Source organism: Vibrio sp. BS-M-Sm-2 (assembly GCF_041504345.1).
Lineage (GTDB): Bacteria > Pseudomonadota > Gammaproteobacteria > Enterobacterales > Vibrionaceae > Vibrio > Vibrio satsumensis.
The window spans coordinates 745,204-758,972 of the sequence record NZ_CP167895.1; the positions used below are offsets into that span (position 1 = coordinate 745,204).

A 13,769-nucleotide genomic window follows, 5' to 3' on the forward strand; every position below is an offset into this window, starting at 1 on the left:
GACTTGATAACAAATCACGTAGACAAATATGAGCCGTATTGTGGTTCTGCTTACATTTTGGCTGAGCTTACTTAAGCTACAGACGCCTTAAAGGCGGTATTGAATGCTTTTGCATTAGCACGAATCTCGTCGTCAGATAAACCAGGCTTGTACAGTGACGCCCCTAAACCAAAACCTTTCGCACCGATGTCTAAGTATGGTTTCATGCTCTCGATGGTAGGGTTGATTCCTCCTACAGGTAAGCAGATTGCTTCGGGAGGAAGTACAGAATTCAACGCTTTAAAGCCATCAAGGCCAAGCACTGAAATTGGGAATAGCTTTAACCCTGTCGCACCGGCAGCAAGTGCAGCGAACGCCTCTGTTGGCGTAACAACACCAGGGAAGCTGACGCAACCTGCAGCCGCTGACATTTTCACGACCTGTTCGTTGAAGTTCGGCGTTACCACTAAGTTTGCACCTGTATCAATCACAGCTTGTGCTTTTTCTGGGGTGGTAACGGTACCCGCGCCAATTAAATATTGATCACCGAAATGTTCGACTAGCATTTTAATGCTGGTCAATGCATCTGGTGAGTTCAATGGCACTTCAATCATTGAGAAGCCTTCTTCAATCAAAATCTGTGTCACTCGAATACAGTCTGCTGGTTCCACACCACGGATAATGGCAACGAGCGGTAAGTGATCACTTAGGTTAAAGTCTTTATTTGTCATTGTTCATTACCTCTTTAATTTTTAACATTCCAGCGATGAAAGTGTCATCGCCATTCACGTATTCGGTTGTTTTATTTAGCTGACGACAGGCTTGGTCATAGCGTTCTGATAGGGCTTTTCCGCCCACCAAGTAGATGCTTTCTTGATGCAGTTCTCGTACTTCGTTGCCGATTAACAGCCCTGATAAATAATCAAGCACCTCACTCTCTTCTAGATTTCCGAATAGACGATGCGTTCTGGCTTTGAAGAGCTGATTAGTGATTGACGAGTTCGAGCTTTCCTCTACCCCTTTTACAAAAGCAGCGTTAGAGCTGACTTGTTTAGGTAAGCCACGCCCTAGGATTGTGTGTGTCGAAAGTGCAGAAAAAAGTTCGCCAGTCATGTAGGTTGAAAACGAGATTAACTTACCCGCTTCAATATTTGCGTGTTTGCTGTGAGTACCTGGAAAGGCTGCTTCAAGCGTCGGTTTGCTTGCTAACTCAAGAAGTCCAAACAACTGAACCTCTTCACCACGCATGACGTCGTAGTGGCCATGCTCATCACAATGGCTGACACCCGGAATGATGGTGGCTGTTGCCCCCCAAGGGAGGTCGAATTGGTGGGTGTTTTGAGCCAAGGACTCCACATTAGTTGGAGTGGAAACATACGGGACGTTGACCCAGCCCTGTGCAGAACCAACCATACCTGCCATGTAAATGGGTAAGTATTGGTATTCGCCGAGCCACTTGCTTAGTAATGATTCAAGTTCGGTTGCAAAGGCACCATCTTCAACTTGAAGCAGCCCCATTTTGCGTTCTGTTTTATCAACGACCTGTCCTTGTTCATCCATGGCAAAGGCACGAAAGTTTGTCGTTCCCCAATCCAGGATTAGCCAACTGATTTTGTTTTTTTGATTCATAATTACAGCTCACAGACGCGCCCTAAGGCGCGCAGTTTTAGGTTTAGTTGATGTACTTTTTATCGGTTTACTTTGTCGAACCGTTAACGTTTCGGATCTAGCTAACTCTGTTTATTTAGTTAACCTTGCCTCTTTAGTTAACTTTGCTTTTTTAGTTAACTTTGTACTGCTTGATGATGTCGGTATTCACATCGACACCGATGCCCGGTTTGGTAGAGATTTGTACCTTGCCGTTTTCCATCTTGATGCCATCGCAAATGAGATCTTTGCGGAATGGGTGTGAAGACTGGTCAAACTCAAGCATTGGCTCGATAGGGTTGAGTGAGAGTGGTGAACTTGGAAGTGAAGCAATAAACTGCAAAGAGGCCGCAATACCAATACCAGAACCCCAAACGTGTGGAATCATCATGGTGTGGTTTGCTTGTGCCATTGCTGCAATCTTCTTACATTCTGTGATACCACCTGAAGAACATAGATCAGGTTGAATCACGTCTAACGCTCTCTGTTCAAGCCAAGGGCGGTAGCCCATTTTTCCGAACAGTTGCTCACCTGCGGCGATATAAGTCGTAGAAAGGTTCTTGATTTCTTGATAGCCAGCAATGTCTTCTGGAGCTAACAGCTCCTCTAAGAAGTACAGGTTGAACTCTTCTGTTTCTTTGATAATGCGACGTGCAGCAGCGGCGTTGTACGCCCCATTAGCATCAGCCATGATTTTCACATCATTACCAACTGCTTCACGAATTGAACGAATGAAGGCGATATCTTCCTCTACGCCAAATCCAATCTTAAGCTTGAAGGCTTCAAAGCCGCCATCGACATAGCGATGTGCTTCTTCGATCGCGGCTTCTGGATATTTTGCATCTGCAATACGGTAGAAGCCCGTTGCATAAGGGGTGACTTCTTTACGGAAAGCACCACCTATGAGAGAGTGAATCGGTTTATTGAGAGCCTTACCAATGACATCCCACAGCGCAATATCAACACCGCTGATTGCGTTGACTGCAGAACCACCTTGACCGTATGGGCGAGTCACGTTGTACATCTCTTCCCAAAGCACTTCTACGTCGAATGGGCTACGTCCAAGTAGCAGTGGCTTAAAGGTATGCTCGACAAATGCAGCAGCGATGTGTGGGCTCTGTAGACCGTGACATAGAGCTTCACCAAAACCAACAACCCCTTCATCAGTAACGATTTCGATGATCATTGAGCTACGGTTATGAACCCAGCCTTGTGCGAAGTAAAATGGCGTCTCTAGTGGAACTGAGATTGCGTGTGGAATGACATCAATAATTTTCACAATAAATACCTTACTTAAATCAGAATCAGAGATATCTGAGGAATAAAGACAATCAGCGTTAACGCGAACATCATGGCTAGGAAGAACGGGATAATGGCTTTAGAAAGTTTCTCAACAGAGACCCCTGAAACGCTCGAGCCAACAAATAAGTTTAGACCCAGAGGAGGAGTGATAAACCCGATAGCCAATGTCACCACCATGATGATGCCGATGTGTACTGGGTTGAAACCGAATAGCATGGCCACTGGAACCAAGATTGGCGTCAGAATAATGATTGCCGCAACGGTCTCCATGAAACAGCCGACGACGAGCAGTAGAGCTACCATCAAGATAATGAAGATCACCTTGCTATCAGAGAACTCAAGCATCGCGTTAGCAATTTGTGTTGGAATTTGTTCAAGTGCTAAGTACTTACCAAAGGCAGTAGCGGTACCCACAATCAACAACACAATCACGGAAGTAATCACCGATTTAGTGAAGATTTTTGGTAAGTCTTTAAAGGTAATTTCTTTGTAGGCGAATAGGCTCACAATAAGGCCATAAACCACCGCTACTACACTTGCTTCTGTTGGGGTGAAAATACCGCCGTAGATACCACCAAGAATGATTACTGGGATAAGCAGTGCGAGTTGAGCGTGTTTAAATTGAGCCCACACCTCTTTCCAGCTAAACGGTTCGTCTGATCCTTTGTAACCTTTCTTCTTAGAGTAGATGTATGCCCAAGCCATCAAACAAAGTGATACCAAGATGCCCGGGATGATGCCTGCAATGAATAAGTCGCCAATTGATACGCCTGCAGATACGCCGTACATCACCATTGGGATGCTTGGTGGAATCATGACACCAATCGCACCTGCTGCTGTGACAACCGCGGTTGCAAAGCCCTTGTCGTAGCCGTACTTGATCATCGCTGGAATCATGATGCCGCCAACCGCTGCTACCGTAGCTGGGCCAGAGCCCGAGATAGCGGCGAAGAACATACATGTAATGATTGAAGCAATCGCGAAGCCACCCGTGATGTTTTTCACTAATGAGTTAGCAAAGTTCACCAAACGTTGCGAGATACCGCCGCTGCCCATGATGTCACCCGCTAGGATGAAAAATGGTACTGCCATAATTGGGAAAGAATCGACAGAGGTGATTAAGGTACTCACAAGAAAATCAACGCTTAAGGTGCCGGTTGAAATAATGGTGAGTAGCGTTGCCATACCCAATGAGATAGCAATGGGCACAGAGGCAATAACGAGTAGTGCGAAAGTCGCAAACAAAATAAATACTGACATGATTACCTCCTATTTCGCTGTTTTGATGTCATCAGTGGTGGATACCATCTGTTGAATCAACCTGATTGATGTAAGTGCAAAGCCTACTGGGCCTGCTAGATAAACGATCCACATTGGCAACCCAAGTGCTGGTGATGTTTGACCTAGGTAATATAGGTTCGCCACCATTTGCGTTGATTTAAATAAAATAACAACAGAGAATGCTAAGAAGACGAAGTCCGAAAATAGGCTTAGGTACTTTTTTTCCTTCTCATCAATTAACATTGCTATGGCTTCTATTTTTATGTGGCTCTTTTTCGCGACAGCAAAGCTGATACCGATATAAACTAACCAAATGAAACAATAGCGAGCTAACTCTTCAGTCCAAGCAATTGAATAATCGAATGTTCTGGATACTACTTGTAAGAATATTGCCGCCGTCATAACAACGAGCAGTATTACGGCTATCGTATTTTCAAAATACTTATCTAACCAATTCAACATAATAAGATTCCTTGTTCACTTATTATTTATTTCCATTACTTATTTGCTATTTATTAAAAAAATTAATTATAAAAATAGTCAGTATTCATAAAAGTAAGGTTTTAAACGTTAAGTGATGGCTTGATTTACTTAGCGACTAATTCGTTTTCAGCTTTTTTAATCTGCTCTTGGAAAGCGGATACAACATCTTTGCCAATGATTGGTGTGTATTTCTCAATAACGGACTTAGTCGCTTCTTGGAAGCCAACCAGTGCTTCAGGTGTCAGCGTTACGACTTCCATGTTTTGTTTAATAACATCCAAACTTTCAAGATTGACTCGACGGTTAACTTGACGCTCATAGTCGCCGGCATCAATAGCGGCTTGGCGCAGAACTCTTTGATCGTGACGGCTTAATTTATTCCATGTCGCTTGACTAACAATTAAAGCCAATGGTGTGTATACGTGCCCTGTGTTTGATAAGGTTTCTTGTACTTCGAACAAGTTGTTTAATGCGATATTCGGATATGGGTTCTCTTGTCCGTCAACCGTGCCTTGCTGTAGCGCTGTGAACAGTTCATTGAAAGCCATTGGCGTTGGGGTTGCGCCCATTGCTTTCCATGCGTCCAAGTGAAGTGGACTCTCCATTGTTCGTATCTTCAAGCCTTCAACATCTTCAATCGTTCTAACTGCTTGTTGAGAGTTGGTTAGATGGCGAAAACCGTTTTCCCAAAAATCGAGTCCGACTAAGCCTTTTGACTCTAGTCTTTTCAGCATATCGTCACCGAATTCACTGCGAAGTACTTTGTCTGCAACTGCCTCACTGGTGATCATAAATGGAAGATCGAATACATTGTATTCTGGGTAGAAGTTAGCCAGTGGGCCCGTCGATGGAATAGATACGTCAAGTGTTCCTAATTGCAGCATTTCAATCGCCGCACGGTCATCACCTAATTGCGCTGAAGGGTATATATCCACCTTCAATTCAGTAAATTTCTCAACAATTTCTTTAAACTTAGCAGCACCATCATAGATAGGGTGTTTGTTATTAGAGCTCATGCTGAAACGTAATGTTTGAACTTGAGATTCACCTGCTGCAATACTCGATTGGTTATTTCCTTGAGAATTTGTAGCAATAGCTGTACCAATGATTGAGGCGACAAACACCCCACCAATGGCTAGAATTTTTCCGGTTCTAGACATAGTCGTACCTGATTAATTTATTATTTATATAAAGTGTACGTTACATACACCTGTAGGGTTAATTAAGTTGCTTGGATATTTTCTGACAATATTCAGTAATAACAGGAATTAACTCCGTCATTCTTTCGTCAGACATGTATTCTTTAATGCTGGTTACTGATATAGCCGCAATAATATTGTTATATTTATTTCTTATTGGTACAGCAACGCAACGTACAAGGTCTTCGTTATCTTCTAAGTCATAGCTATAGTCATGCTTAGAATATTCATTCATTCTTTTTAGCATCGACTCGACGTCATGATTAGTTTGCGATGAAATAAGTCTAATCCATTCCATCTTTGGCATATCAATCATTAACGCTTTTCCAATCCCTGTTGCAGACATTGGCAGTCGGTCTCCCACTTGAGATCGCAGTTGAATTGCACGCTCTCCCGGGATTTTATCTAGGTAGAAGATTTGATCCTCATCTTTGATGCCTAGATGGACGGTATCTTTAGTTTGAGCAGCAAGTTCGCGAATAAAGGGTTTCGCAATTTCTTTGAGAGGCATGTCTTGTTGGGCGCGGATACCAAGTTGAATCATTTTAGTACCTAACACTAGACCAATCCCTTTCACTTCTCGGATATAGCGAGCTTCAATAAGGCCTTGGATAATTCTGTGCACCGTAGATTTCGGCAGCTGTAAATGTTCACACACATCTTTGAGTTGTCGATTACCTTCAGCGATCGAGTCGATGACCGCGATTGCTTTTACCAATGCTTGATTACCTTGTAACTTGCTCATAAAACCGCCTCTCGTTGTATGAGAGAAATATAGCGGTAGTTTGCTATTGATAATGTGATAACTATCAACATTCCACTTTGTGAAACAAGAGTCCCACATTGTGGAATTTATCAATGGGAGTATAAATACTTTGCATTTGAAACAGTCACAGTGTCCAATGTCGTTCAGACAATATTGACCGAAAAACCTTATTTTTTAAGGTGTTAAATAGGACCTTTGCCGCATGCGTAAATCAGATAAGAAGATCGAAAATCAAATCAGAGACGTTTTGACTGACATTTGTGAAGACACGTTAAAAGGCTTCGATGGTTTTCTGTGGGTGACTCACTCGGTCAACTTCTCTTCATTCCCACAAAGTTTAAAAATTGTCTGCGTATTCGATACCAATCAGGATAGAACGAATTTTTTGAATAGTGACGGTCAGCAGGATGTCTCTGGGGTTATCCAAAAAGCGTTCAATCAAGTTGGGATTCAACTGAAGAATACTGACAAGCACATCAGCTACGATACACAAGAAAATTGCGACCGTGACCATCAAGGGAAATGGAACAAGAGGCTTTAAGGAGCGTTGTCATCGTTCTTGTTTAGACAGCCTATCCAAATTGAGTTTCAACAGTGTGGCGCTCAAACTGAGATTCGATACAGTAAATCCAAGTCCTATTCTGAGTTCTAGGCTCTGATAACCTTCCGTCTTCCAAACTGCGTTATTCTCATTTTGAGAAAATCTGAGCTGATTTCTCGTTAGCCGGAGATACTTAGTTTCCAAATAAAATTAAAATCACAAAAATTTATCTTTTTCTTAATGCATTGATTTTGAATCGGCATTTGCTCGTCTTCCTTGTCATGGATGAAACAATACAGATGAGCACTTGAACAATAGAGCCATGTAGTCGATACTTTTTTCGTATTTTGATTCCTAAATTGACACGTAAGTTGGCTGACTTTTCGTCTTGTGATTTAAGGCATGACAGTATCGATTAGGAAATTTGAATCATGAAAACCTACATTTCTGGGCTGCTCTCACTGATACCGTCATGTTTAATCGCTGGCTACGCTTTTGCTGTTGGTACTGCGGTCGTGCTGCCAGGGCAACATGAAGCGGGTGTTGATCTATCGGACTCGCCACTATCTGCGAATGCTGTCATTGATTGGGAAATTACCAACAGTGACATTGTCTTCGGAGCTTATGCCGACAAAGCCGACAATGAGCGGGCCACGACAATTGGTTATATGTACAACCAAGTCATGGCGATGAACTCGGGTTGGTTGGAGAACGATCTCCGTAACCAAGTTGAGTTTGAAGGCCTCAACTTCGAAGACTATTTCCTGCACTTTTCTGAAGATACTGTCATTGCCGAAGTTGATAAAACTCACGGCGAAAAGACTCTTTTAAACCGAAAACCTATGATCTTGGGCTATACAGCCAGTGAAGACCATGCTGGTTTTTGGCTGTATCAAGAGCCTCCGTGGGATGCCGATGTGTTTGAGAATTTCGAACAGGGTGGGGCTTTGTATGTCTATCATGCTGAGCAGTTCGAACGGCTGACCTTTAAGTTCTCACAGTTTGCTGGCAGCGGCGAATTTTGGATTGAATACCCAACAGCTATTGATTCTCACGGAAGGGTTTCACAGTGGGAGAGGCTCGATGTAAAGAAAGACAAAACGCTCAATATGACCAAAAACCAATCGGTGATTTGGAACCTTCCGGATAACTGGGTAAGAGCCACAACTCATGATGGCAGTGGTGCGAGCTATAGTGGCGGCCAGTATTTTGGCTCCACCTTTTTGAGAGATGGTGGGCGCTTATACGTTGTAAGAGTTCGTTGGCACAGTGAGAACGCCGACGACAGGCCGCGTTTAAAAGAAGTGAAACTCAAGAACAGTTTTCCAACCGTCAAATTAACCGATGCTCCGACTTCAACCCCGGACGGCAATGCTATCAGCCAATGGCGAAAAATCCGCGGTTTTGATGTGTCTGCAGACCTAGATGGCGATAACTACTTGTCGCCAAGCGAGTATCGAAATCGAACCAATAAGAACGCAACAGCGCGTTTTCGTTGGGAATCAAGAGTGGTGCCATTTGGTCGAATGTGGAGCGCTAACTCATCTTGGTCGCTAACGAACGTCGCAAACGCGGATTATCTATCTGCTATTCATCGCTACTACAAGCAAAGCTGGGCAAGCCAAGGTTTGAATGGTGCGTACAACGACGACACAAATAAACTCATTGGTTCGAACCAGTTCTATGTTCATTCTGGCGGGCATGTTCAAGAGTTAGGAGCTGTTGCGGGTTCGAATCAAGCGGATGAACTCTATAAACAACAATTTTCAGTGTTTCTCAAAAACCTATCTGCTTTAGAAAGTGATGCGTCGATTGGGTTGAATATCGGAACCGCGAACTTACTGGGTCGAAATGGACTGTCTCATCTTAGCGAGGCGGGATCTCTGTATTTACGCGAGCACTACATTTTTCCGTCTACTGGGTTTAGTGGTTACTCGGGGAGCTCTAAATTCTGGGATAATTCTGCGCTCGCCTACAATGGGCAAAGTGTTATTTTTCAGGCGACAACGCGTTATGGGCGAGTTCAGTATCTTGGAAATAGTGAAGAGAATTGGAAGCAAGACCAATACTCGACCCTAGCGATCTATCACCTCAATCGACACGCTCAACATAGCTACTTTAATCAGTGGAACAATGGTTACGTCTATGGAAGTGGCAATACGACTGCTGACACTTTCTGGCAAAGTGGTGTCCCTAAAAACATCGCCTACCAACCAAGTTCGTTATTGGCCGTTGATTTGGGAGAGCCGAGTCATCAAATCCCACAAGGCTTTGAACCGATTCCTTTGATGCTATCAACAACGACACCTCAACCCGCGGACTACACCATCGTTGGCGATTCCTCGATGAACGAAATGGTGCATGCTGACCTGCCCAATGGCATGACTCACGTTCTACCGACGTTCACGTACTTTATGTATCAATCTGAAAATCAGGTGGTTGCTGGTGGTCCTGAGGACATGGTGTTGGCGAGAGAGTTCGATAAAGGGCGAGTGTTGTACCGTACGGATTTCCACGGTAAGAATGCGAGCTTTTATGAGACAGAGAAGCTCGCAATTGTATTAGACGTGCCGATGAAGCCTGTCGATGAAAACGGCAACATCGGAGAGTATGTCACTCAAATAGAAATAGGTGGTTATGAAGGGCTGTTCTTACTTTATTAGTGCTAATGTGAATGAGCAGTCTCGAATCAGGGCAAACTAAAGCTTAGGTTTGGGAAATTAGCTTATTCTTTTTACACTGCTTGAACTCTTTGGCGATCCACGATTGCTCGTTTAAACCATTGTCGATTAAAGCAAAAAGGTAACCATCGACTTTGCTTGAAGCTGCTGGGTATTCTTGAAAAGCGTGCTTAGGGTATCCGGGGTAATCCGTTTCGTATTGAGCGTCTAACTGCTTACCGAGTTGACGCCATTTGACGAACAACTCGGAAGAGGATGTCTCAACTTGGTATTGACCCAAAATGCGTTGGTGATGAGTTAATGCCACCTTAGCGCAGTGGTTGGTTTGCACTACTTTTTGTATCAACTTAACCTGCGTGTCAGTCATGGTTTTCGCTAGCGCATTTTCTTGTCCGATACGTTCCATTCGCTCATCAAATGTTTCGGCCTGTGCAGGAAGCACAAAAGTAAGTGGTAAAGCCAATACCAAAAGGTGTTTGTAGAACATAACCAGACTCGTTGAAGGGGTTTGTGACTATTATGCCGCCTGGTGACAATATTATTAATGGATATAAACACTTAATTGTAAGAATTATTTTTATCGAGTGGATAAATAGATGTTTTTGATTGGGAGTATTCAGGCTCTGAATGTTTGGTTGGTGAGCCTGAAGCTTGATGGGGTGAGCAGTTACGAATTAATGACCTTAATGCCTTTATCTTGAAGCTCATCAATCACACTACCAGAAAGATCAATGTCGGTGATCACGCCATCAAGCACACCTAAATCTAAGGCGTGGAAGGTAGCGATGCGCCCATATTTGGTTGAGTCTGAAATCAGATAGTTAGTATGGGCTGCTTGAACAATGGCTTGTTTGACTAATACCTTATTTTCACAAGGTGTTGAGAGCCCTTTTAGATTCCAAGATGAAGAAGAGATAAACGCAATATCAATATTCATCCCTGCCAAGAACTCAGCCACTTTGCCCCCAATACTCGATTGATTTTCACGGTCAATCTTGCCCCCAGTATGGTAAATCTCAGATTGTGTGTTGTTCATTAGGTACGCGGCAATTGCAAAGTCATTGGTGATGATAAGCAGATCATCTCGCCCTGCAAGTTGGTGGGCGATCTCCAAAGAGGTTGTTCCAGCATCTAAGTAGATAGTTGAATACTCAGGAACCAACTGAGCAGCTAGTTGACCTATCTGAGCCTTTTCACTTGCTTGTTGCTCTACCTTTATGTCGTGTGACAACTCGCTGTGAAGTGCTTTGGTCAGCTGAACACCACCCGAAACTGAAATCACTTTTCCTGATGTCTCTAGCTTTACGATATCTCGACGAATAGTCATATGAGACACCTCTAGGTGATCAACAAGCTCAGAAATACTGATCACTTCTTGGTGTGATAATAGTGACAAAATGGTTCTCTGACGTTCTGCTGGAATCATGATTCTTCTTCTATGTTCTTATTTTTCATCATCCTATCAACCTTTCGTTGTTTTGTGAATATCTGTGAATATCTGTTGTGATACAGCAATAAGAACTGTGATTGTTGCGGGAATTACCATTATCTAATGCCTCGAAAGGGGTAAATCACCCGCGAATGTTAACTTTTGTTAAAAGTGTGACTTATCACTAAGTCGCACTCGGTTGCTTCACATATAATCACAAACATAAACAAGAATTAACAAATCTAGAATTCAATAATTACGTGAAAGGCATCTTGCTATGAATGAAGTTCAATCTGTTGGTGTTATCGGTTTAGGTTCTATGGGTATGGGCGCAGCTAAGTCATGCGTGCGTGCAGGGCTTGATGTGTATGGTTTCGATTTGAATCCGCAAGCGCTTGAAACTCTGGGTGAATATGGTGCTAAAGCGGTATCGACGAATGCCGTTGAGTTTGCAGACAAACTGGATTCTGTTTTGGTATTGGTTGTGAATGCCGCTCAAGTTAACACGGTACTGTTTAAGACTGGCCTTGCGGCAGCACTTAGACCGAACACACCAGTTATGGTCTCGGCAACGATCTCAGCAGAAGACGCTAAACAAATCGAAACTCAGCTAGCTGAACATGATCTTGTGATGCTTGATGCGCCCGTTTCCGGTGGCGCAGTAAAAGCAGAAGCCGGTGAAATGACCATCATGGCTTCAGGCGCGATTACCACATTCGAGGCATTAGCTCCTGTACTCAATGCGACAGCGGCAAAAGTTTACAACATCGGTGAAGCGATTGGCCTTGGTGCGACAGTGAAAATCATTCACCAATTACTTGCAGGTGTTCATATTGCGGCGGGTGCAGAAGCAATGGCACTAGCTGCTCGCGCGAATATCCCTCTAGACCTGATGTATGACGTAGTGACTAACGCAGCGGGTAACTCTTGGATGTTCGAGAATCGTATGAAGCACGTTGTTGATGGTGATTACTCTCCAAAATCTATGGTCGATATCTTCGTAAAAGATTTGAACTTGGTATCGGATACCGCTCAAGACCTAAAATTCCCACTTCCATTATCAAGTGCAGCATTGAACATGTTCGTTAGTGCGAGTAATGCAGGCTTTGGCCAAGAAGATGATAGTGCTGTGATTAAAGTGTTCCAGGGCATTGATCTTCCGGGCGTTGACTCGTCAAAAGGAGAGAAATAATCATGTTATTAGGTGTTATTGCAGACGATTTTACAGGTGCAACAGACATTGCTGGTTTCTTGGTTGAAAACGGTATGCGCACTATCCAATTGAATGGGATTCCAACGGGAGAGTTTGACGCATCAGCAGATGCTGTGGTGATCAGCCTTAAATCTCGCTCTTGCCCAGTTGACGAAGCGGTAACGGATTCTGTTGCTGCGCTTAAATGGCTTCAATCTCAAGGTTGCCAACAGTTTTATTTTAAATATTGCTCAACGTTCGACAGTACTGCTGAGGGCAACATCGGTCCCGTGACAGATGCGCTTTTGGCTGAGCTTGGAGAATCTTTCACTATCGTTTGCCCTGCATTACCAGTAAATGGTCGCACGGTTTACAACGGACACTTGTTTGTTTTTGGTGAGTTATTAAGTGATTCCGGTATGCGTAATCACCCTGTTACACCAATGACAGATTCAAGTGTGGTTCGAATGATGGATGCACAATCAGAAGGCGTTTCTGGCTTAGTTAACTTCCAGACTATTGAACAAGGTTCTGATGCTATCACTACCCGTTTTGACGAATTAAAAGCTCAAGGCAATCGCTACGCGGTAGTTGATGCATTCAATGCAGAGCACTTGGTGACGCTAGGTCAAGCCGTGAAACCTCTGAAGCTAATCACAGGTGGCTCAGGCTTAGCCGCTGGTATCGCTAAAAATTGGACAGAACATCTTGCTGACCAAAGCGATGCAAAACACGCCGGTACCCCAGTAAAAGCGGCAACGGTTGTGTTCTCAGGCTCTTGTTCAGTGATGACTAACCAACAAGTTGCGGTATACAAGCAACTTGCTCCTCACTTTGCTATCGATGTGAAAGCTTGCTTAACCAATGACCAATACGCCGATGAAGTCTTCGATTGGGTGATGACCAATAACCAAGGCGAGTTTGCACCTTTAGTTTACGCAACCGCAGATGCTGTCGTGCTTAAAGCTATTCAAGAAGAGTATGGCGCGCAAGCTTCAAGCCACGCCGTTGAACAGTTCTTTAGCCAACTGGCGATCAAACTACAACAGCATGGAGTGAAAAACTTCATCGTTGCTGGTGGTGAAACATCAGGCGTAGTGACACAGAGCTTAGCGGTGAAAGGTTTTCATATCGGTCCTCAAATTGCACCGGGTGTGCCTTGGGTGAAATCGGTTGAAGGTGAGCTTTCACTGGCGCTTAAATCGGGCAATTTCGGAGATGAAAACTTCTTCGCTAAAGCGCAATCATTCTTTTCATAAGCGAGGTTCA

13 protein-coding genes are annotated in these 13,769 nt (G+C 43.7%); 4 read left to right on the plus strand and 9 right to left on the minus strand.

Annotated elements, in window-relative coordinates; translation table 11 throughout:
• Positions 1-71 precede the first annotated feature (71 nt).
• The 7 genes from AB8613_RS19425 to AB8613_RS19455 all read right to left on the minus strand — a co-directional run bounded on the left by AB8613_RS19425 (position 72) and on the right by AB8613_RS19455 (position 6,636).
• Positions 72-710: a 2-dehydro-3-deoxy-6-phosphogalactonate aldolase gene (locus AB8613_RS19425; protein ID WP_372385666.1), complete on the minus strand. Its 639-nt coding sequence runs from the start codon at positions 708-710 to the stop codon at positions 72-74.
• Positions 700-1,608, minus strand: coding sequence for a 2-dehydro-3-deoxygalactonokinase (locus AB8613_RS19430; protein ID WP_372385667.1), 909 nt, complete (start codon positions 1,606-1,608; stop codon positions 700-702). Before AB8613_RS19430 ends, AB8613_RS19425 begins: the two co-directional genes overlap by 11 nt.
• 151 nt (positions 1,609-1,759) lie before the next feature.
• The gene (locus tag AB8613_RS19435; protein WP_146491051.1) at positions 1,760-2,905 is read right to left on the minus strand and encodes a mandelate racemase/muconate lactonizing enzyme family protein; all 1,146 of its coding nucleotides are present in this window, start codon (positions 2,903-2,905) and stop codon (positions 1,760-1,762) included.
• A 14-nt stretch (positions 2,906-2,919) separates the two neighbouring features.
• A complete protein-coding gene (locus AB8613_RS19440; RefSeq protein WP_048614493.1) occupies positions 2,920-4,188 on the minus strand; it encodes a TRAP transporter large permease in 1,269 nt (422 codons plus the stop codon).
• Positions 4,189-4,197: 9 nt separating this feature from the next.
• Positions 4,198-4,671 (minus strand): TRAP transporter small permease, encoded by a 474-nt coding sequence (locus AB8613_RS19445; protein WP_102540160.1) that lies wholly within the window; start codon positions 4,669-4,671, stop codon positions 4,198-4,200.
• Between the two features lie 125 nt (positions 4,672-4,796).
• Positions 4,797-5,852, minus strand: coding sequence for a TRAP transporter substrate-binding protein (locus tag AB8613_RS19450; protein WP_372385669.1), 1,056 nt, complete (start codon positions 5,850-5,852; stop codon positions 4,797-4,799).
• 58 nt (positions 5,853-5,910) lie between these two features.
• Positions 5,911-6,636 carry an IclR family transcriptional regulator gene (locus tag AB8613_RS19455; RefSeq protein WP_017089484.1) on the minus strand — a complete coding sequence of 242 codons (726 nt, stop codon included), beginning with the start codon at positions 6,634-6,636 and terminating at the stop codon, positions 5,911-5,913.
• 223 nt (positions 6,637-6,859) lie between these two features.
• On the opposite strand from AB8613_RS19455, the gene AB8613_RS19460 reads away from it, so the two are divergent.
• Both AB8613_RS19460 and AB8613_RS19465 read left to right on the plus strand, forming a co-directional pair.
• Positions 6,860-7,198, plus strand: a complete 339-nt coding sequence (locus AB8613_RS19460; protein ID WP_146491048.1) for a Fis family transcriptional regulator — start codon at positions 6,860-6,862, stop codon at positions 7,196-7,198.
• Positions 7,199-7,629: 431 nt separating this feature from the next.
• Complete coding sequence (locus AB8613_RS19465) at positions 7,630-9,861, plus strand: hypothetical protein (protein ID WP_372385670.1); 2,232 nt, start codon at positions 7,630-7,632, stop codon at positions 9,859-9,861.
• 43 nt (positions 9,862-9,904) lie between these two features.
• Here AB8613_RS19465 and AB8613_RS19470 read toward each other — a convergent pair whose 3' ends face one another.
• Positions 9,905-10,366, minus strand: coding sequence for a hypothetical protein (locus AB8613_RS19470; protein ID WP_372385672.1), 462 nt, complete (start codon positions 10,364-10,366; stop codon positions 9,905-9,907).
• A gap of 180 nt (positions 10,367-10,546) precedes the next feature.
• Entirely contained in the window at positions 10,547-11,305 is a 759-nt protein-coding gene (locus tag AB8613_RS19475) for a DeoR/GlpR family DNA-binding transcription regulator (RefSeq protein WP_285953867.1), read from the minus strand.
• 280 nt (positions 11,306-11,585) lie between these two features.
• Between AB8613_RS19475 and ltnD the strand changes: the two genes are divergently transcribed.
• Both ltnD and otnK read left to right on the plus strand, forming a co-directional pair.
• Positions 11,586-12,500, plus strand: coding sequence for an L-threonate dehydrogenase (gene ltnD, locus AB8613_RS19480; RefSeq protein WP_146491044.1), 915 nt, complete (start codon positions 11,586-11,588; stop codon positions 12,498-12,500).
• A gap of 2 nt (positions 12,501-12,502) precedes the next feature.
• The gene (gene otnK, locus AB8613_RS19485) at positions 12,503-13,759 is read left to right on the plus strand and encodes a 3-oxo-tetronate kinase (RefSeq protein WP_372385674.1); all 1,257 of its coding nucleotides are present in this window, start codon (positions 12,503-12,505) and stop codon (positions 13,757-13,759) included.
• The last annotated feature ends 10 nt before the right edge of the window (positions 13,760-13,769 follow it).